The following is a 25,927-nucleotide window of genomic DNA, read 5'->3' on the forward strand; positions in this document are numbered from 1 at the left end:
AGGTTTTATGTATCACAATACTAGTTTCCAAGTCCCCTGCTGAGTTCCGACAACCTGTTTTTTTGTGATTGCCAATCGTCTCTCAGGCGAGCAGCCTCCATGAAGTTGAGCTCCTTGGCCGCCTTCTCCATTTGTTTTTGAGTTTGCTGAATCAACTTTTCAAGCTTGTCTTTGCTGAGGTACTGAACTACAGGATCCGCCGCAATCGGTGAATCGCCCGGCATAGGTTCTGCGTAGATTTTGGCGTTTTTCTTGGAATCTGCCACTTTGGTTTGACCCATGATCCTGTCTCTCGACTTGATTACTGTGGTAGGCGTGATACCGTGTTCTGCATTGTATTCGATTTGGATCACCCTTCTTCTCCTTGTTTCATCCATCGCTGATTGCATGGAATCAGTGATTTTATCGGCATACATGATGACCCGACCCTCGGAATTTCTCGCCGCACGGCCAATGGTCTGAACCAATGATCGCTCGTTCCGAAGGAAACCTTCCTTATCTGCATCCAAAATCGCAACCAACGAAACCTCCGGAAGATCAAGCCCTTCTCTCAGTAAGTTGACTCCCACGAGCACGTCAAAAACCCCCAATCTCAGCTCCCGCAAAATCTCCACACGATCCAGTGTTTTTACTTCTGAGTGAATGTAGCGGGACTTCACTCCTGCCCGTTCGAGAAATTTCTGAAGTTCTTCGGCCATCCGTTTGGTCAGAGTAGTCACCAAGACACGGGCATCGGATTTTATAGTCTGATCTATCTCTTCCAATAAATCATCGATCTGATTTAAGCTGGGACGAACTTCAATGGTCGGATCCAACAGGCCTGTCGGACGGATAATCTGTTCTACTACGACACCTTCAGTCTGTGCCAGTTCATAGTCGGCAGGGGTCGCAGATACGTAGATCAACTGACCAGCCATCTGCTCAAACTCCTCAAACTTCAGGGGACGATTATCCAAGGCAGATGGTAATCGAAAACCATAATCGACCAAATTCACTTTTCTGGATCGATCTCCACCCCACATGGCACGAATCTGGGGAATAGTCACATGACTCTCATCGATCACTAACAGGTAATCATCCGGAAAGTAATCCAACAAACAGAAGGGTCGTGTTCCCGGTTGTCTTCGATCAAAGTATCTGGAATAATTTTCCACACCCGAGCAATAGCCCAATTCCCGGATCATTTCCAAATCAAATTCCGTTCGTTCCTGAAGACGTTTTGCCTCCATGAATTTCCCTTCTTTTTCGAAAAACTTAACCTGAGCGACCATGTCGTCCTGGATCTCGCTGATGGCCACATTGATTGTGTCTCGCCCAGTGACGAAGAGATTGGCCGGGAAAATAGAGATGATCTTTTCGTCGGAAATCTTCTTCCCTGTGTCCGGTTCCACCCGTTGGATTGCTTCAATCTCGTCCCCCCAAAAGAAAATCCGGTAGGCAAAATCCCCGTAGGCTACATGAATATCCACGGTATCTCCTTTCACCCTGAATGTGCCGTGAGTCAGGTCTTGCTGCGTCCTGCTGTAAAGGATATCGACAAATTTGAAGAGCAATTGATTCCTTGGAATCCGATCTCCTTCCTGAAGGCGGACTACATTTTTTCCAAATTCTTCAGGATTTCCAATGCCATAAATGCAGGAAACCGATGCGACGACAATCACATCCCGCCTACCGGTCAAAAGAGAGGAGGTTGCACTCAATCGAAGTTTTTCAATTTCCTGATTAATACTCAGATCCTTCTCAATGTAAGTCCCCGAGCTTGGTATAAAAGCTTCCGGCTGATAGTAGTCGTAGTAGGATATAAAATATTCGACGGCATTTTCCGGGAAAAACTGCTTGAACTCCCCGTAAAGTTGAGCCGCCAAGGTTTTATTATGACTCAAAACCAGCGTCGGCTTTTGCGTGTCCTGAATGAGATTGGCAATGGTAAAGGTTTTTCCAGAACCTGTCACCCCAAGCAGAACTTGGGCAGCATCACCTGCATTGACACCTTCAGTCAGTTGTTTGATGGCTTTAGGCTGATCGCCTGTGGGTTGATAGTCTGAGGTAAGTTTGAAATCCATAGCTGTTACTTCCTCCCAACAACGAATGTGAGTGAAAAGGTTTTCAAAAGGCCAAATTCAGGTTGATTTTAAAGTCTTGCTCCCCAGATTATAATACAAGTAATTAGTCCTTAGGATAATCACCAAAAGAATCGGGATCAAGCTCGGGTGAAAAGACTGCCAGCCCAAAATCCAGAAAACCACTGCAGCATCGGCCATAATCAAGGCAAAAAGCAGATACTTCCTCACCCAAGGCTGAAGTGTTTTTTTCATCAATCCCCAGACCAAGACCAGGTGACCGGGGAAAACCCATAGGATATTCCAATTCCACTTGGTGGCCGAATGGTCGGTGAAAAACCAAAGAAAGGTAACCACCAGGCCCAAAATCCCAAGAATGGAAAAAAGAGCAACATCGAATCCAACAAAGTGTCGCTTCTTTTTATGTCCAAAGAAAGTAATGCCTGTAAAAAGGATGGCAATTCCCCAGAAAATCAAATAGGGATTGATCGGGTCCATCTTGAATTCCTCATCTGGATATTCCAGAATCACCCGCGATTCTTTGACAAGAGGTCGAGTCGGCCCGTCTCCCACAATTGTGGCGTTGGCAAAAGCAGCTTCCATGTAATCCGGCAAAAACTGCCTCTCCCGCTCGGTTGCATTCCGATCAATGACTGATCCCAAAGCAAGATCGATCCCCAAATCTGCCCAGGGGAGCAGGTACACATATTCGTCTATCAGATTCCGAAAGGTTTTCTCCTCCACTTTTGGTGGGTCGTTCCAAACTAATTGATTTCCCAGAGAAATCTCAAAAGCATCCCGGATTTTGGTTGCACAATTATTGAAAAAGAAATCATATCGGTAATACCTCCTAGCCGGGTCATATTGGGTCCAAAGGTGCTGGATCAATAAGTCCATTTGCGTTGCATTCAAGCCTAAGATCTGCTCTCTGACATCCCGTCTGTAATAATCATACTCCCGGATAAATTCCGCATAAGTACTCACGCTGAGCATGTAATCCAGCTTTCCTGTGGCAAATTTTCCATAAAAATTAGGCGTTCTAAAGTCGAAGGTCCCAAAATTAAATACCAGATCCTGACCCTCAGACCCGATCTCACGCAGCCGGATCGCACTGTGCCCAAAGCTGCTGTAGAGTTCTTTACCAGGGTCACATGTCAGCAGGCTTATCTCATATAATTGGGCTTTTGCCTGGGTTAAACCCATGATAATCAGCAAAAAAACGAAGACGGTTATTTTACTTTTTGAAATCATTTTATTAACTTAAAATACTTTTTTCAAAATCTGCTTTTTTATGGATGCTATTTGCTTTACAGCCTCCCTGAGTGCATTTTTTACCTGCCGAATATACAGGTTATTCCTGTCAGTTGCAGGGGTATGTCTGGTTCTGCAATTCTCCTTTTCCCAAGAAATCAATGCTTATAAGACGATCTCCTCTGGCGATTTTCACAATATTTTCATTTGGGTAGTTTGGGATGGAACAAGCTGGAATCCGGCTGTAGTCAAACCCGGTCAAGCCAATGATGTCTACATCAATCAAACACATACGCTTAGGCTTCTTGGAAATGAGGAAATCAAAAACTTGTTTATCAATGCTGAAACCGGGGCGGGTCAAAAATTAAACCTGAATGGATATAATTTAAATGTATTTGGTAGCCTGCAGGCCTTTTCCGGCCCTGCTCCGGGCTCTCCGTCCAATGCTTGGAATAGTCAAAACTGGATAGGAAATTCAATTAACAGTACCCTGACATTCAAAGGGAGCAGTCGGACACTAATTGAAAAAAACAGTTGGAGTGCTCAGACTACGCAAAGTAGATTTTCGGTGATTTTCGAAGCAAATGCCGGGGAACAATTTGTTTTGGAGGCCCCATTCAAAACTCTTTCTTTTACCGTACGTTCGGGCCAAGTGTTACAAAAGCTGGATGTTTCAGTCATTCCAAATGTCTGCTTTACGCTTTCTTTCAACACGGAAACAGCGGTTTATGGGGCCGGTCCATTTGGAGAAATGATCATTGAACCGGGTGCAACTTTTATCTCAGAATGCAATGCAAACATCCTTAACAGATCAACCAGCGGAACGGTAAGCGCACTAAACTTCGATCTCCGAAATGGAGGTACTCTGATTTTGGAAGGGGCTAATCCTCGAATTGAATCTGCAAATTTTCAACTTAACGGCAGAATAATCCATCGGGGTGGCACTTCACCCAAAACGTTTCTATCTAGTTCCTATGCCGACTCCGCTACTCCTACAGCTGTTCGCGATCTTGAACTTCAAGGTTCGCAGAACTTAAGCCTTCCAAATCAGCTCACACTTTTGGGGAATTTGGAAAAAAGCGAAACAGGTAATTTTATCACCAATGCCACGACATTGACACTCGCCGGTGCAAATGCTCAGCAGATCTTGGGCTTCCCGCTTGTCATCCGAGATTTGATCCTGAGCAAAACCGGAGGGGACTTTTTTCCCAACTCAAATCTGACCATTCTGCGGAGCCTGACGCTAAATCAGGGAAGTATGGATCTGCAGGGAAATAACCTGCTGATAAATACCGGGCTTGCAGGATCACTCAATTATTCAGCTGGATCATGGAAAAATTTGGGGCAGTTTACCTATTTCGGAATCCCGGCAAATCTTAACGGGACCAATTCTACTTTCCCTTACGAGGACACCCGAAATGGAGGAATCCGAAAAGTCCAACTTCTGGGAACTTCAGCAGGAGGAAACCTCTCCATCAATTTTACAGAATACAAAGGAGCAGAATATAATTCGGGATTTGATGATGTGGATGGCACTCCAATATTGTATCGCCTTTTCAGCTATTTCCATTTTTCAAATCTTAGTCCAAGTACCAATACCTTGGAATTACGGATATCTGCCAATGACCTGATTGTGGACAATGTGGATGATCTACGCATAGTAGGAACAGGATATGCCGCCCCGGGCAATCATTTGGCAGGTTTGGATCCTGATGAACTCTGGGCGAGACGAGAATTGACTTTTGCTGACTTATTGGGAGTGAACTTCACGGTGGGAAGTTTTCGGACTTTATCAATTTTGCCTCTTACCTGGCTGGAATTAAATTCCGAATCGACCAAAGATGGAAATCTAATCAAATGGAAAGTCGCCCGGGAAAAGGAAAACTTACTTTTTGAAGTGTACAGGAGTGAGGTATCGAACTTAAAATGGAAAAAAATTGGAGAAGAGGGGTCAAAGGGGGATTCTGATTTGATTCAAGAATATTCGTATTTGGACAGAACTGCTGAAAAATTTCAATCTTATTTTTATAAAATCAGACAAATCGATAATGATGGCAGAGACTCCTGGAGTCATGTAATCAGAAAAAATAAGGCAATTACCATCCAGTCCAATACGATTCAAATCTTCCCAAATCCACATGCTTTTGGAGAAATTTCCATCAATCTTAAAGCGGGATCGGAGTATGAAATTTCAGTGTTAGATTTCTCAGGAAGATTAATAAAACGTTTTGTTTATTCAAAAATTGACTTTTCGACTACACTAAAAGACCTCAGGCCCGGGGCATATATAGTATGGATTAGTGATGGGAACTATTTTCACCAGATTAAATTTTTTAAGAACTAATGATTTGATTTCAAAGTTCAAATTTTATATTAAAAAAATCATTTCCCTATCTTACTTCCCTAACTCCCACCCAACCTATGACCTTTGTTTTAGTACTTCTCAGCATCGCGATCCTGGTACTCCTGATCGTGTGGGCCAAGCTCAATCCCTTCCTTGCTTTTCTTATCGCTTCCATAGCCGGAGGCCTGATGCTCGGCCTGCCTGCCGACCAAGTCGCCAAGTCCGTCCAAAAAGGTATGGGTGCCATGCTCGGGGACTTGGTCATCGTCATTGTAACCGGAGCGATGCTTGGTAAGCTCGTCGCCGAGAGCGGTGCGGCACAACGAATAGCCGGTTTTCTGATGAACATTTTTGGTGAAAAGTACATCACTTGGGCAATGGCATTCACGGGTCTGATTGTCGGTATTCCCTTGTTTTATAATGTGGGTTTCGTCCTGTTGGTCCCTTTGGCTTTTACGGTTTCTTATCAATACAAGCTGCCTGCCGTATATGTGGGAATTCCTTTGTTGGCTGCTCTTTCCGTGACGCATGGATTTTTACCTCCACATCCTTCTCCTGCTGCTTTGGTAGCACAATTTGGTGCAAATATGGGACTTACACTTTTCTATGGGTTTCTGATTGCCATACCTACCATTATCATTGCAGGCCCTCTGTTTGCCCCATTTCTTAAAAATATCAAATCCCAGCCTCTAAAGACTTTTCAGGCGGAACCCAAGGCTGATCATGAACTTCCCGGAATAGGCAACAGCATTTTTACTGCGTTGCTTCCGGTAATCCTATTGATTGGAACCACGGCCCTGAGCCTGAATATCGCGAAAGAAGATCCTTTGAGCCCCATCGTCAATTTTATCGCCGATCCGGGCATAGTCATGCTGGTTTCTTTGCTTTATGCAACGTATTCGCTGGGACTTAGCCGCAAAGTCAACATGGTGAAGTTGATGGACATCTATACCATAGCTACAAAGGATGTCTCTATGATCCTGTTGATTGTAGCAGGTGCAGGCGCGCTGAAGCAGATTTTCACCGACACGGGGGTAAGTCTTACCATTGCCGAGAGTCTGAAAACCTGGGAAATGCATCCTTTGATTCTGGCTTGGTTCATCACCGCAGTCATCCGCGTTTGTGTAGGTTCGGCGACAGTGGCTGGCCTGACTACAGCCGGAATCATTGCTCCTTTGGTTACCACCATGAACGTTGATCCAAATTTGCTGGTGCTTTCCATCGGTGCGGGGAGCCTGATGTTTTCGCACTTCAACGATGGCGGATTCTGGATGTACAAGGAGTTTTTCAACGTGAGTATCAAGGACACCATCAAATCTTGGTCGCTGATGGAAACGATTGTCGCGGTGGTGGGGCTCTTTGGTGTCCTGATTTTAGATCTTTTTGTCTAATTTAAAATTGATTACCCCGCAGCTATCGATGACTCCTATTCCTAAAAATTAATGCGGATAATGGTGGACAGGCCCCAGTCCACAGTACACCGCTCATAATATGGCACATCAATCCTAATTGAATTTTTCCTCTGATTAATTGGCGGATATTGATCAATTTTAAATCAAATTTTCACACTATGGAAACACCTGAAATAAAGTTTGCAAAACTTGGACTCACCCTACCTCCGGCACCCAAGCCACTAGGTGTCTACAAGCCTTGCCTGATCGATGGTAATTACCTTTACTTATCCGGGCACGGAACTGTAAAGCCCGATGGAAGCCTGATCATCGGAAGAGTCGGATCTGACTTGAATATCGACCAGGGAAAATTGGCGGCAAGACAAGTTGGACTTGCAATGCTGGCTACCATTAAAGCCAATATCGGTTCACTGAACAAAGTAAAACGGGTCATCAAAGTCCTCGGGATGGTCAATTGTACCCCGAACTTTGAGCGCCATCCCTTTGTGATTAACGGATGCAGTGAGCTTTTCGCAAGTGTATGGGGAGATGAAAACGGAATTGGTGTTCGGTCAGCTGTAGGTATGGGCTCACTACCTGATAATATCCCGGTAGAGATCGAAGCGCTATTTGAGCTTCACCAAGGCCATTAAGGTTTCACCAAAGCCTTGTAAGACTCAAAAAGATTTAAGATATCCCGCACGTAATTCACAGCAATGTGTCCTTTGGCGAATCCACTCTTGACCATGGGATCCCGATAAAATTCGGGATCACTTTTAAGCTTTAGAAAGAAGGATACATCTTCCCAGCTTTGGGTACTTTTCCCATATTTCAGGGTCAGTCTCCAGGCATCTTCGACATGACCTTGACCAATGTTGTAGGATGCCAGGATAAAGCGAATCCGTTCATTGGCATCCGGAACTCTCCCCCTCCAAAATTTATCCAAATATTGAAGGTACTTCACGCCCCCCTGAAGCGACTGTTGGGGATCTTCAGGCTCAGTGACTCCAAATCGTTCTAAAGTTACCGGCATCAGTTGAAGCAAACCTTTTGCCCCCGCATAAGAGACAGCGGAAGTATCGAATCCGGATTCTTTATATACCAATGCAGCCAAAAGCCTCCAATCCCAACCTAATTCCCTAGAGCTTTCTTGGATCAGTTCATCAAAAACCGAGATGCGATTTCCTCCCAATGAAGAAAAAGAACTGTTGGTTCGGTAAAAATTATTTCGCGCATTAAGAAAGTATTTTGCGTAAACATCAGGGATGAATCGCTTCTTTTTCTCCGTTAACCAAGAATTGATTTCCCCCAAAAGGACGGGAGCGTTTTTGCGAACAGCCCAAGCCACAGCACCATTATCGGAAACCTTCAAATTCACGTCCAAGCCTTGATAATAGGTCTGATTGGCCTTCGCAATGTTTCGATCTGCTACGGTCCATTTGATCTTTTTGTCGGCGATTTGATCGATAAGGTTCTCTTCGTGATCCACTGATTCCAAGACAGTAAAACTTAGATTAAGGGAATCTTTTATTGAGTTAAGCCGACTGGTATAGATGGTTCCTTTCCTAACAAAGATCGTATCAGCCCCTATTTCTTTCCAGGTTACCGGTTTTTCCATGGGCTTTCTACCTACGACCACAGTACTCATGGTTCCAAGATAATGCGTAAAGGAAGCGCGGTTATTACCCTCTTTAGTGTTTTCAAGATTCATGGCAAGGACATCCACCTTTCCTGACTCCAAATATTCAAAGGCTTCATCAATGTCATCCAATACAACCAACTCTAGCTGAACACCGAGACTTTTACCCAAATCTCTCAGCAGTTCAAATTCATAGCCCATTCTTCTTCCCCGATAGATATAATAAGAAGTAGAGTTGTTATCAACTGCCGCCCGAAGTGTGCCACGCTCCTGAATTGCGGTCAAATCAAATATATAAGGCTCCTTCAACACCTTTTCGATGCGATTCTCCAAAAAAGTACACTGCACCCCGGAGAAGAGCATCACTAATGTGGTAAGAGTAGAAATAATTATTTTTTTCATTCCAAAGGGTGAGACCCCGGATGGTTCATTGCGCTACTTGGCAAAGCCTATGCCAAAACAAAAATGAAGCGATCGTTAAAAAAAGCAAATAAAAAACGGAAGTTAATTTCTTCCGTTTTTTAGTAAATAGCTGTCAGGGCTTGAGTGTCAGTTCTTCCATGCTGCTTTGGAAGAAAATCCTGCCTGAAAGTCTCATTAACTCGATTTCTTGCTCTTTAATGTTAAAAATGGAGCTAATCAATCTGTTTTCTGCAGTAAGTAAATTCACCTGAGCGTCTCTAAATTCTAGGTAGGAAGAAATCCCCAATCTAAATCGTTCCAGGGCTATCTCTGAGTTTTCTTTAGCTACCTGGTAGTTAGCCAACTCAATTTTTTGCAGTTGAAGGTTTTTGGTATAGATATTAAAGGCTCGTTGGATGTCTGATTTGAGCTGGATTTCATATTGATCCAAGGTATAATCCTGAATTCTTTCCTGGACCTTGGCGTTTTGAATTCTTCGATTCAAGGTAAGTCCACTGAACAGGTTAATTGTAATATTTCCTCCGTAGTTAAAACCTTCCCGCTGATTTTGCAGGAGGAAGCCTGCGTCGGAGTTGAAGGTATTATTCACGTAGTTTCCATTCAAATTCAAAACCGGGAGACGGGAAGCCTGCAATTCCCTGATTTGGAGAAAGGCCACATTTTTTAGACGCTGGTTGATCAGAAGCTGCTTGTTTTCCAGAATTGCATTTTCTTCCAAGTCTTCAAACCTCAGGACATCTGCAATTAAAATTGTGTCCTTCACCATGTATTCCTCCTTTGGATTGACCGCCATTAGCTCATTCAGGTTTACACGGGAATTTTGAATGATTTGCTCTTGGGTAATGAGCAAACTGGAATCTGAGTTGTAATCAACCTGGGCAGTAAGGAAGTCCCGCTTGCCTGCACCACCAAGTTCATACTGAGCTTGGGATATGTTTAGTCTTGCCTTACTCAAGGCTAGCGTTTCTTTCAACACTTGGTAGCGTTGCAACTCCACAATTAGCCGATAATATGCAGTAGAAATGCCAGCTACGGTATTTTCCACTGTCACCTTGGCATCGAGTTCACTGATTTCGGTCAACTGGCCCAATCTTCTCATCGTTACCACGGACTCCGGTCTGAATCCATATATCCCCACTATGGTAAAGTTTTTGTTCCGGGATTTGGCATCGTCGATCTGACGTGGTGTGGGATCATTTATGAAGGTTTGCTCTACATCTTCCTTACTGTATGACCGCAGATAGGTCGCATCTACCCTTGGCATAAATAATTCACCCGCTCCAATTTGCATTTCCCTTTCTCTCAAATTGACATTCTCTACGGCTATCTTGATCTGGAAATTATTTTCCAATCCAATCTGGATTGCCTTCTCAAGATCTAAGGATTCTTGGATTTGTGCGTGAACACCAGAAAAACTTATGCTCAAAAAGAGCAGAATCGCTAATTTCTTCATTAAATTCTTGCTAATCTTCCTTTTTTGGAGGTGAGGTAAGTGTAAATGGCCGGGATGATGAAAAGGGTAAGTATCGTGGCGAAAGTCAATCCACCAATGACTGCGGCTCCCATAGGCACTCGACTCTCTGCACCTGCACCAAGTGCCAAAGCAATCGGTAAAATACCCAGAATCGTGGATAAGCTGGTCATCAAGATTGGTCTAAATCGGGCTACTGCAGCGCCATAGATGGCTTCATGCACGTCCATTCCCTGTGCCTTTCGCTGATTGGCAAATTCCACGATCAAGATCCCGTTTTTAGTCACGAGTCCGATCAGCATAATAATACCAATCTGACTGAAAATATTCAGGGTAAAATCAAATGCCCACAGCGTGACTAATGCTCCAAAGATGGCAAGCGGTACGGTAAACATGATTGTCAATGGATCGAGGAAGCTTTCGAACTGAGCCGAAAGAACCAGATAAATCAGGATTAGTGCGAACACAAAGGCAAACAACAAACTGTTGGAGCTCTCCCTGAATTCTTTGGAAGGTCCGGATACATCCGTGGAGAAAGAATCATCCAAAACTTCAGCGGCTATGCGATCCATTTCGTCCAATCCAGTTCCGATGGTAAATCCTTCGGCTAGGTTGGCCGAAACTGTAGCACTCACAAATCGGTTGAAGCGGTAAAGCTGAGGCGGCGTACTTTTTTCTGTCACTTTGACGAGGTTGTCCAGTTGCACCAACTGATTATTTTCTCCTCTCACATAGAGCATACGAAGATTTACAGGTTCATTTCTGTCTTGAAGACGCATTTCTCCAAGTACCTGATATTGCTTTCCGTCCTTAATAAAATAAGCAAATCGCTGACCGGAATAGGACAGTTGAAGTGTTCGGGCTATTTCCTGAACCGAGACCCCCAAATTTCTCGCCCTTTCCCGATCTATCTCGATTTCCAGTTCGGGCTTAGTGAACTTTAGGTTGATATCTGAGAAAATAAACATCGAACTTTTACCCACTTCTTCCATAAAAGGAGGAATCGCTTCCTTCAATTTTTCGATGGTAGGTGCCTGAATAACATATTGCACCGGAAGTCCACCTCTTCGGTCTCCAATCGAAACCGGTTGCTGAGCAAAGGCCCTTACCGCCGTTTCATTTTTCAACGAGGCATTGACACTATTGAATATTTGCTGCTGAGATCTAGCTCTTTTGTCAGCATCAGTCAAGAAAAGTCTGATAAATGCCGAATTGGTATTTGCTGTACCAAACCCGGGAGAGGTCACACTGATCACCGCCAGTCGCTCGCTATCCGGTAATTCCTTCATAAACTGGTCAGTCAATTTATCCACCACACTGCCCATGTAGCCAAATGTGGCTCCCTCTGGACCTGACATATTAATTCTGAGTTCGGATCTATCCTCGGTAGGAACCAGCTCTGTCGGTATTTGGATGACCAGCCAATAAATTCCCACCACCATAAATAGAATCACCGGAAAAGCCACCCACCTGATTTTCATAAATTTACTCAGGGCAAAGTCGTACAGGTCATTCAACCAGACAAAAAACGGCTCAGTAAAATTGTAGAAGGCATTTTGTTTTTCCCGACGCTTGAGCAGTTTTGCACTTAGCATTGGGGTCATGGTCAAGGCCACAAATGAAGAAATGATGACAGCCCCTGCCACCACTATTCCGAATTCACGGAAAAGTCGGCCTGTGGTACCCGTAAGAAAAATCACAGGTAAGAATACTGCAGAAAGGGCAACAGTGGTAGCGATAACTGCAAAGAAAATTTCCTCAGATCCTTTTTCTGCAGCCTTCAGTGGATTTTCTCCTTTTTCTATTCGGGTGTAGATGTTTTCCAGGACCACGATTGCGTCATCGACCACCAATCCAATCGATAGTACGATACCAAGTAAGGTCAACACATTGATGGAAAAACCCATCACGTACATGATAAAAAATACCCCAACCAGGGAGATGGGGATGGTAAGTACCGGAATGAACGTGGTACGCCAATCTCTCAGGAAAAGGAAAATGATGGCCACCACCAATATAAATGCTGTGATGATCGTCTCCTGAACTTCGGCTATCGAACTCCGAATATAAGAAGTAGAGTCGAATCCAATTTCAACGCCCACATCAGCTGGCAGATCTTTCTTAATGAATTCAAGTCTCCGATAAAATTCATCTGCGATTTCAATATTGTTGGAGCCCGGTAGTGGAACCAACACTACAGCCACCATGGGAACCCCATCCCGCTTCAACACCGTCTTTTCGTTCAGGGCTGACAATTCAGCGTTTCCGATATCCTGGAAACGAACGATATTGCTTTGGTCTTCTTTGATGATCAAATTATTAAACTCCTGTGGAGAGCTCAACCTGCTCTTGGTCCTGACCGATAGCTCTATATTTTGACCTTCTATTCTTCCGGAAGGAAGTTCGACGTTTTCACTTTGAACTTTTTGTAATACATCCAAAGGCGTAATGCCATAGGATGCCATTTTGAGTGGATCCATCCGAAGACGGATTGCGTACTCTTTTTCTCCCCAAATCTGAATCCGACTAACGCCTGGAATTGTCTGAAGCCTTTCTTTAAACACATTGGAAGCGATATCCGAAAGCTCCAACAGACTTCGGTTTTCACTCTTTACATTCACTCCTACTATAGGCTGGGAATCCGCATCTGCTTTGGACACTACCGGAGGTTCGGCATCCGGAGGAAGATTTCGTTGTGCTCCTGCCACCTTGTCTCTTACGTCGTTGGCCGCAGCCTCTAAATCACCACCGACTTCAAATTCTACCGTAATGTTACTTCGCCCATCGGCACTGACTGAGGTCAGGGATTTGATGCCTTGGATGCCGTTGATTTGCTCTTCAAGCGGCTCTGTGATCTGAGCCTCGATTACATCCGCGTTGGCACCGACATAAGAAGTGCTGACATTGATCACAGGGGGATCCACACTGGGATACTCGCGGATACCTAAAAGTGAGATCCCTATCCCACCAAAGAGGAGGATAACCAAGGACATCACAATGGCCAATACCGGCCGGTTGATACTGATTTGGGATAAGCTAGCCATGCTTAGTTGATTTGAGTAGGTTGTAATGGCATTCCCTGCCTTACTTGCATTACACCAGTGGTGAGTACCAGATCGCCCTCGTTGAGTCCGGATAGGACCTGCACTTGAGTATCTGTCCGCGTTCCTATTGCTATTATTCGTTGTTCTGCATTCCCATCAGCCCCAACGACAAATACCTTGTACCCTGCTAATTCAGGGATGACAGCCTCTGCCGGAACAAGCAAGGCGTCTTCCATGACTTCAAGAATAAATCTGATTTTCACGAACATTCCCGGAAGGAATCTTCGGTCTTTATTTGGGCTTTGTGCCCGAAGCTTTAATGTTCTGGTTGCCAAATCCACCTGTGGCTCAAAAGCGTAAACTCGACCCTCTACCTCTTGAGTAGATCCTTCATTGGAAAAATAAACCGGTGAACCGACAGTGACCTGATTGGCATAACGCTCCGGAATAGAAAACTCGATTTTAATCGGATCAATGTTTACCACGCTTACGATTACATCATTTGTGCTGATGACAGAGCCCTCCGAGACTAGTCTAAGACCCAAATATCCATTAAATGGAGCTCTGACGACGGTCTTGGACAACTGGGCCTCAACCAGCTTGATATCGGACAGTGCTGTATTAAACTGATTCAGGGCAATGTCATATTCTTCCTGGCTGATCGCCTCGCGGGCCAATAGCTGCTTTTGACGATTCTCCTGAGTTTCAAATAATTTTTGGGTGTACTGTAAGCGTTGAAACTGAGCCTGGAGCTCGTCGTCATTTAAATACAAGAGAGGCGTTCCTTTGGTTACATATTGCCCTTCCTTGAATGCAATTCTGGTAACCAAGCCTGAAATCTCAGAGCGGAGGTTGACAGATTCATTGGGAAGAATCGTGCCGGATACCTGCAGCTGATTGCGAAGCGTTTCTTTTTGAAGTTTAACTACGCTCACGGGAAGGTTTTGATTGGCTCCTCCGGGCCCTCCTGCCGAAGCAGCAGGGCTTTGAGAATTTCCGCCCTGATTACTTAGTCTTGGATAAAAAAAGGCAATAGCAATGATTACAAATATCCCGATGATCAGAGCGATTTTGGTTTGTTTTTTCATTTAAGGCAATAGGTCTGTTTACTGTTGGTTTTTAATGAACGCCATTGAAAGTTGATTGAATTGGTCGGGTTGCTCAACATTTACTACATGCCCGCACTTTTCAAGAATAGTTAGAATGGAATTTTTATGTTCTTTGACAAGATTTTTGACTGGCTCCAAAAACATCACGTCCTGGTCACCCATTACATAAAGAGTTGGAATTCCCATATCCTTTTCCTTGAAATATTTTAATAAGGGATTGATATCGCTGGTCAACTTGAACCAACGGATAAATTCCTTTTGACAAAGCTTTTGAGCCTCTCCCACAAAGAGATTGCGCGACTCTTCATGTTGTCTTCGAGGCATAATGATGAAGGCAAACAAGCGATACAGCCACATGTAAGGGATCACTCGCTTGAATGTATTTCCAAGAAACACGAGCACCCGACTTTGTACATTGAGGCGGGTAATTGCACCTGCCATAATGAGCGACTTAACCCGATGGGGCTGGAGTTCGGCTAGTTGACGTGCGAGGATAGTCCCTAAAGAAACCCCCATTAAATGCGCAGGAGGAGTTTTAAGATGATCAAGGACTTCGATAATATCCTCTGTGACAGCTTCAAAAGTGTACTGCTTATTCCAAATGTCTTGGGGAAGATCGGCAGACTTTCCATGTCCTCTCAGATCGATCAGCAAAAGGTTAAATTCCTTTTTGAAATCTTTGAGCTGTTTATACCAGACAGCAGATGAACCTCCTGCACCATGGATGAATACCACCCATTGGTTACTCTGAGGATGTAAAAATTCCTTGTAATACAACATATCACCTTAGACTGATAAAAAGGGCAAAAGTTTACCTATGGACAAAAATACGGCATATTTCAGCTACTGTTAAATAAAAGACACTGAAGGCAAATCTTTACTTCCAAAGGAAAAAATACGTGATACCTACATGTCCAATTTTAAAGCCCTGGAATATTCCAATGGTGAACAATTGTTTAACCCAATAGACCGGCGTTTGAATCAGTCAGTTTGGAGGGAAGCCCTTCTATATGAGAAAATCCAAAGCAGAAGGACAGAATCTTCGATTGGCATTATTTCGCTGCATTTAACGAAAAAGTAAAAACCATAAAAAAGCGCCCCAATTAAATTAATGGAGCGCCTTTTAACTTGATTTTACTTTTTATATTAATTGAAGATATATCTCAATCCAAACTGCATTCTCCACACGTCAGGTACTCCTGCTGTAGGCCTGTACGTCTCAGAAATAAGATCTGCACCGAAGTTTCTCAATCTGTACTGAGAAACACCTTGTGCATCGGCAGGACCTCCTTGGTTATTCGCAGGAACGACCAAAGGCTGAGTTGAGTTGAAGGTTTTTCCCTGACCCCAATCCGGGTTCAGTAAGTTACCGACATTCAGGATGTCCACACGGAATTCCAATGTGTTTCTCTTTCCGTTGATATTGGTAAACAATTGCTGTGCAAAAGAGAAGTCAGCACGGCTGACCATTGGCATGATTGCGCCACCTCTTTCGGCATATTTACCTCTGTTGGCACTGAGATACTTGTCCTGCATGATATAGGCTTCCCATGCATCTGCCTGCTGCTGCGCAGTAAATGTCACTGGCTGACCTCCCACATTAACTGTATACTGTTGGAAGTTCATTTCAGCTTTATTGGCATGGATGTAGATCAAGTCGTTTGATGTACCGGCATCACCATTCATATCACCTGCAAATCTGTAAGAACCGTTTCCGATGGTGATGGATTCCCAGAATAAGGAAACTGAGGTGTTTCCAAACTTGAAGATGTCTTTGTTATAGCTGATTACACCAAAAACTCTGTGTCCCAAGTTATTGCCGGAAATTCCCAATCCCGGATTATTTGGATCTCTAGACACCGGATTATTGAACCATGTTCCCGCAGCGATAGATCCCGGATCGACTGTATTTCTTGTCTCACCGTAGCTGTAAGCACCTTTCACATACAAGCCATTTCCGAATGGTTTTTCCAGGGAAAAGGAAGCTACCCAAGAATTACCGATAGCCTGATTAGACAAGACTATTGCATTTGGAATATTGTTGTTGATTCTGTTTCTGGTATATCTTGGTCTGTTATCCTTACCGACAAACTGAGATTGGTGTACTGGCAAGTTGCCATTATAGTAATCAACGCCATTGACATCTGAACTGTAGATAAATTCACCTGTTGCTACAATTCCAGCCGGCAATTGCTGATCGACACCGATATTAGTTCTCCAAACTTGCGGGAATTTGAAATCTGTCTCAGTCAAGGCCAATTCATATGAAGAAGCAGGTGTTCCTGAAACTTCAGCAGGCTTGTAAGCATTTGGATCCGGGTTGAACGGTCTTGCTGTAGAATTATCAAATTGAGCAAATCCTGTCAAAATCCCGTTGTTTCCTACTTGGTTGGAAATCCAAACATAGGCTGGTCTTCCTGTGAAAATACCTGTACCCCCTCTGACTTGAGTCTTCTGATTGCTGAAAACATCCCAGTTGAATCCTACTCTAGGAGACCAGAGAATGTTTGGATCAGGAAGTTGGTTCGTTTTGAAATTCACAAATGCACTTGCGGGATTTCTAAAAAACAGTTTTTCCACATCTTCATTTCTAAGCGCAGTTTCTTCGAAGAAAGGAACATCGATTCTGAGACCGAAAGTGGTTTTCAAATTGCTTCGAACCTGAATTTCATCCTGTGCATAGAAACCTACATAATCAACTTTTAAAGGCTGGACAGGTTTTTCTGAACCCGGGATGTTATTCCATCTTACCTGGAATCTTCTAAGGTTTACATTAGATGGAACAGTATTTCCATTAGCCAGGAAGTTATTTGCGTCTTTATAAAAATCATCCATGGAATTATAGGTATAAACAGACTGTGATCCCGGGAAGAATACGTTTTCGGATTCGTATCGCTCATAGCTAAAGCCTAAAGTGAATGTATGCTTTCCGGCAAATATTTGTAGGTTATCCTGAATTTGGAAAGTCTTGTATCTCAATTCGTTGTTTGGAGTGAATGGTTCAAACCCGAAGGAAGTATAAGTTGCTCCTTCTTGCAAAATATCTACCATTGGGAAAAACGCCCCTTTTGCTCCTCGGCTTTCGTCCTGATAGGTATAACCCACAATTAAACTGTTGGTCATATTTGTTCTTAGTCTGGAGTTTAATTCCGCAACAAATGACCGAATGTTTTCATTAATGCTGTAATTGGAGTTTTGGAAGTTCAATGCTTCAGGTCTGCCGTTTCTGCTTCCAAAACCCAAAGAAGAGGAGTTGGACATTAATACGTCAGTAGAAGAATTCAGATGATTATATCTCAGGCTAAGCTTATTCTTGTCATTGATGTTGTAATCCAGCTTCACCAAGAATTTGGTTCCTAAGGTCTCGTTATCGTAGTCCTGGTACGGGCCAGTTTCATAGTTAAATTTATCTCTCAAGAAACCGCTGAGTTGATCCAGATCAGAGGCCAAAACCCGCGTCACATTGCCTTCAATAGCCTCGCCACGGTTTGCTCTCCAGGTTGTACCCGGTCTTGCCTCTTTTTCATCTTCGAATGAAGCGAAAAAGAACAGTTTGTCCTTGATGATTGGTCCACCTACACGGAATCCGATTTGTTTGTAGGTAAAGTCTCCCGGATTGAAGGTGTTTTCACCTGCTTGTGTTCCTACGTTGTTATTATTTCTAAAGAAATAATACGCTGAACCGGAATACTCATTTGTTCCTGATTTGGTAACAGTATTCACACCGGCACCTGTAAAGTTTCCCTGTCTTACGTCATACGGAGCGACGTTGACTGAAATTTGCTCAATTGCATCGAGTGAAATCGGAGATACACCAGTTCTGCCACCCGGGTTACTTCCGCTTCCCAAACCAAACGAGTTGTTGAAGTAAGAACCATCAACAGTGATGTTGTTCAGTCGTGAGTCCTGACCTGCAAAAGACTGACCGTTTGATTGCGGTGTCAACCTTGTGAAGTCGTTGATGTTTCTGGAAATGGTAGGAAGTCTGGTGAGTGCCTGATTGTCAATCGAGGTATTTGCTCCCGTTCTTTCGTTTGAAAACAGGTTGTTTTTACTTGAAGTCACGACAACTTCCGAAAGCTCTTGACCATCCTCCTGAAGAGATACATTTACGTTGGCAAATACACCAAGAGATAGGATAATCCCATCCACCTCTTGAGTGGAAAATCCAATAAAGGAAACCGAAATTCGGTAAGGCCCCCCTACACGCATACCCGGAATGGTAAACTTTCCGTCTAAGTTAGATACGCCGCCATAGCGGGTGCCGGACGGAAGGTGAGTGGCAACCACGTTCGCTCCCGGAAGCGGCTGACCGTTTGTTTCTGACACTACTCCGGAGATACCGGAGGTGGTCACGCCCTGTGAAAGTGCAAAACCAGTGCTAAGCACTAGAAACATCACTGCCAGCAAGTTTTTCAGTAAATTTTGCCTCATAAATTTTTGTTTTGGTAAAAGGTGGTTTTGATTTTTGCTTGTTGCAAAGGTAGTTTTACTCCTAGGTAAGCAAGAGTAATTAAGGTTAATTTTTGACGATCAAAATTCACAATAATTAACAGAAGCTTAACATGGTATGGGAGATATTTTCCATGTTTTTTTCAGAAAAAGGTTGAATTTTAATCTGACAAATCTTAAACAGGACAAAATTCCTTGAAAAACTGCATGGATTTTAGCCCATCTTTGACAATGGCTAATTTCAATATTTCAGAACAGTCAGGCCTGATTACCCCATAGTACAATCTTTTCATTTATCTTTAATCAAAAACTCAGAAGAATATTCCCTTGAGAGATAGAAACATCATTTGGCTTTATTTGTTTTTGTTGGCCTCCTTGGTCGATATAGCATTCCTCTTAGAGGGTAATTTAAGTTTGAGATTTTTTTCAAAACCCTTGATTCTTTTAGGGTTAATTATTTATTTTTTTCAAATCACAAGACCTATTGCGGCTACTTTTCTGACAAAATCAATTCTTTCAGCCCTGATTTTCTCTTGGATAGGAGATATCCTGTTGCTTTGGCCACATTTGTTTATCTATGGTCTGGGTGCTTTCCTGATGGCGCAGGTTTGCTATATCATTGGATTCAAACTTGCCCAAAGTGGATCAAATCGATTGGATCAAGTGAATTTTATCAAGATATTTTTCTTTAATCTCCCAATTTACCTTGCTGCGGCGTTCACCTTTTATTTGATAAATCCGAATTTGGGAAGTATGAAAATTCCCGTCATCATCTACATCATTGTGATCGTAAGTATGGTCGCTACTGCCCGGGAGCGATTCAAAAAGTGTAATTCAGCCTCATTTTGGCAGGTATTTATCGGAGCAGTTTTTTTCTTCATTTCTGACGGGGCCATTGCAATCAGCAGGTTTTTCTTTGATTTTCCTGAATCAGGGATTATAATCATGGGCACTTATGTGATTGCCCAACTTTTAATCGTGATGGGAATCCGATCATTCATTATTGATCCTAAATAAAAATAGAGGCTTCGGCCTCTATTTTTAATTTTTCCATTCAACTGTGATTTGAAGGATTTTCATCCTAATTCACGGTGCCATGGACTGTCGACTGTGGTCAAGAATTACTTCTTCAAACTCACTCGAATCGAAAGCTCTTCCAGCTGATCATCTGCAATGGTACTCGGTGAGTCGATCATCACATCTCTTCCTGAGTTGTTCTTTGGGAAAGCGATGTAATCCCGTATGGAATCCGATCCTCCGAAGATTGCACAAAGTCTGTCAAAGCCAAAGGCAATTCCCCCGTGGGGTGGAGCTCCGTACTCAAAGGCTTCCATCAGGAATCCAAATTGCTTTTGTGCTTCCTCATCTGTGAAGCCCAAATGCTTGAACATTAACTGCTGGGTTGGGCGATCGTGGATACGGATAGACCCACCTCCTACTTCCACACCATTTATGACAAGGTCATATGCATTGGCACGAACTGCCCCCGGATCAGTTTCCAACAATGGGATGTCCTCATGCTTGGGAGAAGTGAAGGGATGGTGCATGGCATGGAATCGTTTTGTGTCCTCATCCCATTCCAAAAGCGGGAAATCTACCACCCAAAGTGGCTTGAATATAGTTCTGTCCCGGAGACCTAGATCCTCGCCCATTTTCAATCTCAATTCAGAAAGTTGCTTGCGGACTGTCTTAGCGTCTCCACTGAGAAGTAGCATTAAATCTCCGGGTTCGGCATTAAATGCATCCGCCCAGGTTTTGAGATCTTCCGAAGAATAGAACTTATCGACGCTGGATTTCAGGGAACCGTCTGCGTTATACCGAATGTAAATCATTCCTTTGGCTCCGATCTGCGGACGTTTTACCCATTCGGTCAGTTCGTCGATTTGCTTTCGTGTGTATTCCGATGCGCCTTTGGCACAGATACCTACAACGAGTTCGGCACTGTCAAAAATCGCAAAGCCTTTACCTTTAGCCAAGTCGTTGAGCTCAACAAACTTCATATCAAAGCGAAGATCAGGCTTATCGTTACCATAGCCACTCATTGCCTCCGCAAAAGTCATATGCTCCACATAGCCCAAATCGATTCCTTTCACAGATGAAAAAAGGTGTTTGATGAGCCCTTCAAAGGTGTTCAGGATATCCTCCTGAGTCACGAAGGCCATCTCGCAGTCTATTTGAGTAAACTCAGGTTGACGATCAGCACGTAGATCTTCATCACGGAAACACTTAACAATCTGAAAATAGCGGTCGAAACCACTCACCATCAACAGTTGCTTGAAAGTCTGCGGAGATTGTGGCAAAGCATAGAACTCACCCGGATTCACACGGCTTGGCACGACAAAATCACGGGCTCCTTCCGGAGTAGACTTGATCAAAACAGGTGTTTCAACTTCAATGAAACTTTGACCGTCCATGTATTTGCGGGTTTCCTGCATCATCTTATGACGCAGTTGAAGTTTTTCCCTAATGACATTTCTTCTCAGATCGAGGTAGCGATATTTCATCCGTAGCTCGTCACCTCCGTCAGTTTCATCTTCTATTATAAAAGGAGGAACTTTTGCGGCATTGAGCACTTCCAGTTGGCTGACCTTGATTTCGATCGATCCCGTTGGGATTTTATCATTTTTGGCAGTTCGTTCGATCACTTTCCCGCTTGCCGAAACGACAAACTCCCTACCCAACTGTGCGGCCTTCTCAAGTAAGCCTTTGTCTGAGGATCCATCTTCGAAAATCAACTGAGTAAGACCATACCGATCACGAAGATCCACCCAGATCAATCCTCCTTTGTTACGGACACGCTGAACCCAGCCCGCAAGAGTCACTTCCTGATTTACATGGTCAAGGCGCAATTCGCCGCACGTGTGAGTTCTCAACATTTTTATTCCTTGATTTTTTGGGAAGCCAAAGATAAATAATTGATTCAGAGATCAGCATCTCTCTTTCGAAGATTCGCAACAAAGAGGAGATTTTGATTGGAAAAAGTCAGTTTTTTTTGATAAAATTTTAAAAAGTTATAAATCAGCTTTTTCTAACTTTCTTTTACTTTTTGCAACAATGCGGCACGAAAATTGGCGAAGAGAACGCATTCTAAAGCCATTGGTTTGGAAAAACCCACTTTATTGACTTGATTAGAAATTATTTAATTATTACCCCTTATAAATCAGCGATTAATGAATACTAAATGGATTGGTGCTACGGCTCTTTTTCTGACGCTTGGAGCCGGTGCTATTTTCCAAATTGGCAAAAATACAGGTGCCAACTCGACCGAAGACATCGAAACGATAGACAGCACCGGAATTGAAAAAGAAGTGTTTCTCTATGGTATCAATGTCACTGGGCTTAATATAATAGAAGGTACAGTCAGTAAAAATCAAACTCTAGGATCCATCCTGACTCCTTTCAATGTTCCTTATCAGATCATCGACGAAATCGCCAAAAAGTCCAAGGGCGTTTTTGATGTCCGTTGGATCTCCGCCAACAAAAAGTTTACGATTCTCCAGTCTGCAGATTCTCCCCAGGCTCAATTTTTTATTTACGAACCCAATCCTGCCGAGTATGTGGTCTTCGATCTGGATTCGATGGAAATCTACAAGGCTGAAAAACCGGCCATAGTTAAGACAAGGGAAATCGGGGGTGTAATCGAAACTTCACTTTATGTAGACATGGTAAAGCAGGGAATTTCTCCGGAGATCATTGATCAATTTGCCGATTTGTACGGTTGGTCTGTGGATTTTCAGCGCTTGCAAAAAGGTGATTTATTTAAGGTCGTGTTTGAAGAAAAAGTCATTGATGATGTGGTTGTGAGTGTTTCGGGGGTTCAACTAGCTTATTTCGAACATATGGGACTGCCTTATCATGCCATCCCCTTCGAGCAAAACGGACAAGTCTCATTTTTTGACCAAAATGGAAACAGTTTCAAAAAAGCTTTCCTCAGAGATCCGCTCAAATACACGCGAATCAGCTCCAAATATAATCTTAACCGCTTCCATCCTGTTCAGAAACGATTCAAAGCCCACCTTGGCACAGACTATGCCGCCGCGACAGGAACAGAAATTCGCTCCGTGGGAGACGGAACAGTCGTCGAAGCCCGCTATACCTCCGCAAATGGAAATTATGTGAAGATCAAACACAACGGAACCTATACCACCCAATACCTTCACATGTCTAAAATCGGAAAAGGGATAAGTCCCGGAACCCGTATCAGACAGGGACAAGTCATCGGATATGTGGGAAGTACCGGATTGGCTACCGGTCCACATTTATGCTTTAGATTTTGGAAAAACGGCAAGCAGGAAGACTGGTTGAAGGAGAAAATCCCGCCTTCTGAACCTGTCCTGCAAGCCAACAGAGGCGCATTCAATGCCAAGAGAGATGAATCGCTCAGACTTCTGGCAGAAATCAGTACCAACGGGGAAAAGAAACTGGTCGCTGAAATTCCAAATCAGACACAAACAGCAGAACAATAGAAATATTCGGTTTATTCTGCTAAAATATCCCAATGGTGGATTTGATCGCTTAAATTTCGATCCAATCCACTTTTGTTTTTATGGCCCAAGAAGAATCAATCCGAATCAATAAATACCTCAGTGAGGCAGGGTTTTGCTCTCGAAGAGCTGCCGATCAACTTTTGGAGCAAAACAGAATTACCATCAACGGTAAATTACCGGAATTGGGAACAAAAGTTTTCCCCCAAGATGAAGTACGGGTCGATGGAGAATTGGTAGGAAAACCGAAAACGAAGCATGTTTACATTGTTTTCAACAAACCTGTTGGTATCGTATCCACTACGGATGTCAAAGGTGAAAGAAACAATATCATTGATTTCATTGGACATTCGGAGCGTATCTTTCCGATTGGCAGGTTGGACAAAGACAGTGAAGGTTTGATCCTTCTCACCAGCGAGGGTGATATTGTCAATAAAGTTCTCCGCTCCAAAAACAATCACGAAAAGGAATACATCGTAACGGTAGATCGTCCAATCGATGGGAGTTTCGTACGAAAAATGTCCTCTGGAATTCCGATTCTTGGGACAGTCACTGATCCCTGTAGAGTGGAGTTGATCAGCAAGTTTAAATTCCGGATCATTCTAACCCAGGGACTTAACCGACAGATTCGCAGAATGTGCGAATTCCTGGGTTATACCGTAAAGCAACTCAAGCGCATCCGGATCATGAATATACACTTGGATATTCCGGTTGGAAAATGGAGGGATCTCAGTGTAAAGGAGCTGGCGGAACTGAATTCATTGATCGCAGACAGTTCCAAGACATTTGATTAAACTGCGCCCAATCGCATTGTTTCTCTTATTTCTCAGGGACTGATTTTTTGATACACCCGCACATAATCCACCAAATATTTTGAAGGAAAAGTACTGCCGCTTGGATCTCCACCATTACCGCCAAGGGCTAAATTGAGGAGAAGGTAATGCGGTTGGTGAAATGGATTAAAGCCATCGGGATTGATAGTTTCGGCAAGATCAATTTCATTCAACAGTTTACTATCGAGGTACAATTTGATACTTGAAGAGGTATAATCGGCTTGTTTTCGTGATTTTTTCCAGTCCGCGTCTCCAGATTCAAATCCGGGATTTGGTATCACTTCTCTTTTTCCCGTGATGACAAGTTTCCCGTCATTCACGGTTGCATTTTCTTCCTGATACCACTGCAACTCCTGGTTTCTTACAAATCCCTTTTCAAAAGTCCATTTGGTCGAATCAACCTTTCCATTTTGGTCAAATTCATCTTGCCAGACTAAAATATAGTCAGCCTTTTGGGGATCAGAATGCTGTTGAGATAGACTTACGCTACAAAGAATCGTAAAAAAGTAGCTTAATAAATATTTCATTTTAAGAGTCAATTACTATGTAATTATAGCGATTTCCCACTTAAATTGAGTAGGAAGATAGGGATTAGTTCCCTATCTGTCCTCTCACACCACCCTGCGTACCGTTCGGTACAGGGCGGTTCCTTAAGTTTTATCATAACCTTTTGGTAGTGGTCTGACAAGAATAAATAGCCTGCTTGCCTAAGTCTTTCCGTGGTAATGGTGGTATTTAGAATGAAGCTTTTGGCGATGTGCCAGGAACCCTTCCTAGTATTTGCCCACTCCCAAGCCTTGGATTTCTTCACCCCGAGCTTGACAAGATTCATCAGTTTGGTACTTATACGTTTCCATTGTTTCCAAGTGACCATCCTGATTCGCCTTCTGTACCATTCGTCTATTCCCAGCAACAACCTTCTCATATCTGCCAGCTTGAAGTAGTTAACCCAACCAGTAATGTACTGGCGGAGTGTTTCCTTCCTGCGGTCGTTGCCCCAGCCATTGCTACGTGATGTCAGCTCCTTAATCTTTGCTTTCATCTTTGATACACTCTTCGGGTGTACCCGCAGTCGCCCTTCCCCTTTGGTTTTGTAAAAGGAGTAACCCAAGAATTTTATCTTGGATATCGGGGCTGTTTGGCTTTTATCCCTGTTCACTTTTAGGAACAGTTTCCCCTCTATGAATCGGATAATCGATTCCATTATCCGCTCTGCACTCCGTTTGCTTTTGCACAGTATGACCATATCATCTGCGTATCGTACAAACTTGTGACCTCTGCGCTCCAACTCCCTGTCCAGTTCATTGAGCATAATGTTACTCAGCAAGGGACTCAGTGGACCCCCTTGTCTTAAGCTAACACTCCCTACTGCCAAGCGTGTTCGGGACTTTCACCCTAGAGCTATCGCCCATGCCGGGCACACAAC

At 43.5% G+C, this 25,927-nt stretch carries 17 protein-coding genes; 6 read left to right on the forward strand and 11 right to left on the reverse strand.

Annotated features, from left to right (window positions below; all coding sequences use genetic code 11):
* Positions 1–20: 20 nt before the first annotated feature.
* Positions 21–2,063, reverse strand: a complete 2,043-nt coding sequence (uvrB, locus tag BLQ81_RS15760; protein ID WP_092731851.1) for an excinuclease ABC subunit UvrB — start codon at positions 2,061–2,063, stop codon at positions 21–23.
* Positions 2,064–2,120: 57 nt separating this feature from the next.
* Positions 2,121–3,263, reverse strand: a complete 1,143-nt coding sequence (locus BLQ81_RS15765; protein ID WP_245693281.1) for a lipoprotein N-acyltransferase Lnb domain-containing protein — start codon at positions 3,261–3,263, stop codon at positions 2,121–2,123.
* An 88-nt stretch (positions 3,264–3,351) separates the two neighbouring features.
* Here BLQ81_RS15765 and BLQ81_RS15770 point away from each other — a divergent pair, with 88 nt between their 5' ends.
* The 3 genes from BLQ81_RS15770 to BLQ81_RS15780 all read left to right on the forward strand — a co-directional run bounded on the left by BLQ81_RS15770 (position 3,352) and on the right by BLQ81_RS15780 (position 7,699).
* Positions 3,352–5,655, forward strand: coding sequence for a T9SS type A sorting domain-containing protein (locus BLQ81_RS15770; RefSeq protein ID WP_092731856.1), 2,304 nt, complete (start codon positions 3,352–3,354; stop codon positions 5,653–5,655).
* A 77-nt stretch (positions 5,656–5,732) separates the two neighbouring features.
* Positions 5,733–7,046: a gluconate:H+ symporter gene (locus tag BLQ81_RS15775; RefSeq protein WP_092731858.1), complete on the forward strand. Its 1,314-nt coding sequence runs from the start codon at positions 5,733–5,735 to the stop codon at positions 7,044–7,046.
* 179 nt (positions 7,047–7,225) lie between these two features.
* Positions 7,226–7,699 carry a RidA family protein gene (locus BLQ81_RS15780; RefSeq protein ID WP_092731861.1) on the forward strand — a complete coding sequence of 158 codons (474 nt, stop codon included), beginning with the start codon at positions 7,226–7,228 and terminating at the stop codon, positions 7,697–7,699.
* Here BLQ81_RS15780 and BLQ81_RS15785 read toward each other — a convergent pair.
* The 6 genes from BLQ81_RS15785 to BLQ81_RS15810 form a co-directional block, all read right to left on the reverse strand.
* Positions 7,696–9,087, reverse strand: coding sequence for an MltF family protein (locus tag BLQ81_RS15785; protein WP_092731864.1), 1,392 nt, complete (start codon positions 9,085–9,087; stop codon positions 7,696–7,698). The genes BLQ81_RS15780 and BLQ81_RS15785 overlap by 4 nt on opposite strands.
* Positions 9,088–9,220: 133 nt before the next feature.
* Entirely contained in the window at positions 9,221–10,561 is a 1,341-nt protein-coding gene (locus BLQ81_RS15790) for a TolC family protein (protein WP_092731867.1), read from the reverse strand.
* Positions 10,561–13,623: an efflux RND transporter permease subunit gene (locus BLQ81_RS15795; protein ID WP_092731870.1), complete on the reverse strand. Its 3,063-nt coding sequence runs from the start codon at positions 13,621–13,623 to the stop codon at positions 10,561–10,563. The genes BLQ81_RS15790 and BLQ81_RS15795 overlap by 1 nt, the downstream gene beginning before the upstream one ends.
* A 2-nt stretch (positions 13,624–13,625) precedes the next feature.
* Positions 13,626–14,711 carry an efflux RND transporter periplasmic adaptor subunit gene (locus BLQ81_RS15800; protein ID WP_092731873.1) on the reverse strand — a complete coding sequence of 362 codons (1,086 nt, stop codon included), beginning with the start codon at positions 14,709–14,711 and terminating at the stop codon, positions 13,626–13,628.
* Positions 14,712–14,729: 18 nt separating this feature from the next.
* Complete coding sequence (locus BLQ81_RS15805; RefSeq protein WP_092731876.1) at positions 14,730–15,512, reverse strand: alpha/beta fold hydrolase; 783 nt, start codon at positions 15,510–15,512, stop codon at positions 14,730–14,732.
* Between the two features lie 366 nt (positions 15,513–15,878).
* A complete protein-coding gene (locus tag BLQ81_RS15810; protein ID WP_092731879.1) occupies positions 15,879–19,166 on the reverse strand; it encodes a TonB-dependent receptor in 3,288 nt (1,095 codons plus the stop codon).
* Between the two features lie 393 nt (positions 19,167–19,559).
* On the opposite strand from BLQ81_RS15810, the gene BLQ81_RS15815 reads away from it, so the two are divergent.
* Complete coding sequence (locus BLQ81_RS15815) at positions 19,560–20,201, forward strand: lysoplasmalogenase (protein WP_317042034.1); 642 nt, start codon at positions 19,560–19,562, stop codon at positions 20,199–20,201.
* 104 nt (positions 20,202–20,305) lie between these two features.
* On the opposite strand, the gene aspS is transcribed toward BLQ81_RS15815, so the two are convergent.
* Entirely contained in the window at positions 20,306–22,060 is a 1,755-nt protein-coding gene (gene aspS / locus BLQ81_RS15820; protein WP_092731885.1) for an aspartate--tRNA ligase, read from the reverse strand.
* 294 nt (positions 22,061–22,354) lie between these two features.
* On the opposite strand from aspS, the gene BLQ81_RS15825 reads away from it, so the two are divergent.
* Positions 22,355–23,650 (forward strand): peptidoglycan DD-metalloendopeptidase family protein, encoded by a 1,296-nt coding sequence (locus tag BLQ81_RS15825; protein WP_092731888.1) that lies wholly within the window; start codon positions 22,355–22,357, stop codon positions 23,648–23,650.
* A gap of 80 nt (positions 23,651–23,730) precedes the next feature.
* Positions 23,731–24,462: a 23S rRNA pseudouridine(2604) synthase RluF gene (gene rluF, locus BLQ81_RS15830; protein WP_092731891.1), complete on the forward strand. Its 732-nt coding sequence runs from the start codon at positions 23,731–23,733 to the stop codon at positions 24,460–24,462.
* Between the two features lie 32 nt (positions 24,463–24,494).
* On the opposite strand, the gene BLQ81_RS15835 is transcribed toward rluF, so the two are convergent.
* Positions 24,495–25,028 (reverse strand): glycoside hydrolase family 16 protein, encoded by a 534-nt coding sequence (locus tag BLQ81_RS15835; protein WP_092731894.1) that lies wholly within the window; start codon positions 25,026–25,028, stop codon positions 24,495–24,497.
* A gap of 23 nt (positions 25,029–25,051) precedes the next feature.
* A complete protein-coding gene (locus BLQ81_RS15840; protein WP_092731897.1) occupies positions 25,052–25,876 on the reverse strand; it encodes a reverse transcriptase domain-containing protein in 825 nt (274 codons plus the stop codon).
* Positions 25,877–25,927 lie beyond the last annotated feature (51 nt).

This window comes from Algoriphagus alkaliphilus, from assembly GCF_900103735.1.
Classification (GTDB): domain Bacteria; phylum Bacteroidota; class Bacteroidia; order Cytophagales; family Cyclobacteriaceae; genus Algoriphagus; species Algoriphagus alkaliphilus.

Coding starts and splice junctions, on each gene's coding strand:
- BLQ81_RS15790 (WP_092731867.1), bottom strand. CDS start 10,561: ATGAAGAAATTAGCGATTCTGCTCTTTTTGAGCATAAGTTTTTCTGGT.
- BLQ81_RS15825 (WP_092731888.1), top strand. CDS start 22,355: ATGAATACTAAATGGATTGGTGCTACGGCTCTTTTTCTGACGCTTGGA.
- BLQ81_RS15775 (WP_092731858.1), top strand. CDS start 5,733: ATGACCTTTGTTTTAGTACTTCTCAGCATCGCGATCCTGGTACTCCTG.
- BLQ81_RS15835 (WP_092731894.1), bottom strand. CDS start 25,028: ATGAAATATTTATTAAGCTACTTTTTTACGATTCTTTGTAGCGTAAGT.
- BLQ81_RS15785 (WP_092731864.1), bottom strand. CDS start 9,087: ATGAAAAAAATAATTATTTCTACTCTTACCACATTAGTGATGCTCTTC.
- aspS (WP_092731885.1), bottom strand. CDS start 22,060: ATGTTGAGAACTCACACGTGCGGCGAATTGCGCCTTGACCATGTAAAT.
- BLQ81_RS15795 (WP_092731870.1), bottom strand. CDS start 13,623: ATGGCTAGCTTATCCCAAATCAGTATCAACCGGCCGGTATTGGCCATT.
- rluF (WP_092731891.1), top strand. CDS start 23,731: ATGGCCCAAGAAGAATCAATCCGAATCAATAAATACCTCAGTGAGGCA.
- uvrB (WP_092731851.1), bottom strand. CDS start 2,063: ATGGATTTCAAACTTACCTCAGACTATCAACCCACAGGCGATCAGCCT.
- BLQ81_RS15805 (WP_092731876.1), bottom strand. CDS start 15,512: ATGTTGTATTACAAGGAATTTTTACATCCTCAGAGTAACCAATGGGTG.
- BLQ81_RS15770 (WP_092731856.1), top strand. CDS start 3,352: ATGGATGCTATTTGCTTTACAGCCTCCCTGAGTGCATTTTTTACCTGC.
- BLQ81_RS15810 (WP_092731879.1), bottom strand. CDS start 19,166: ATGAGGCAAAATTTACTGAAAAACTTGCTGGCAGTGATGTTTCTAGTG.
- BLQ81_RS15780 (WP_092731861.1), top strand. CDS start 7,226: ATGGAAACACCTGAAATAAAGTTTGCAAAACTTGGACTCACCCTACCT.
- BLQ81_RS15765 (WP_245693281.1), bottom strand. CDS start 3,263: ATGGGTTTAACCCAGGCAAAAGCCCAATTATATGAGATAAGCCTGCTG.
- BLQ81_RS15800 (WP_092731873.1), bottom strand. CDS start 14,711: ATGAAAAAACAAACCAAAATCGCTCTGATCATCGGGATATTTGTAATC.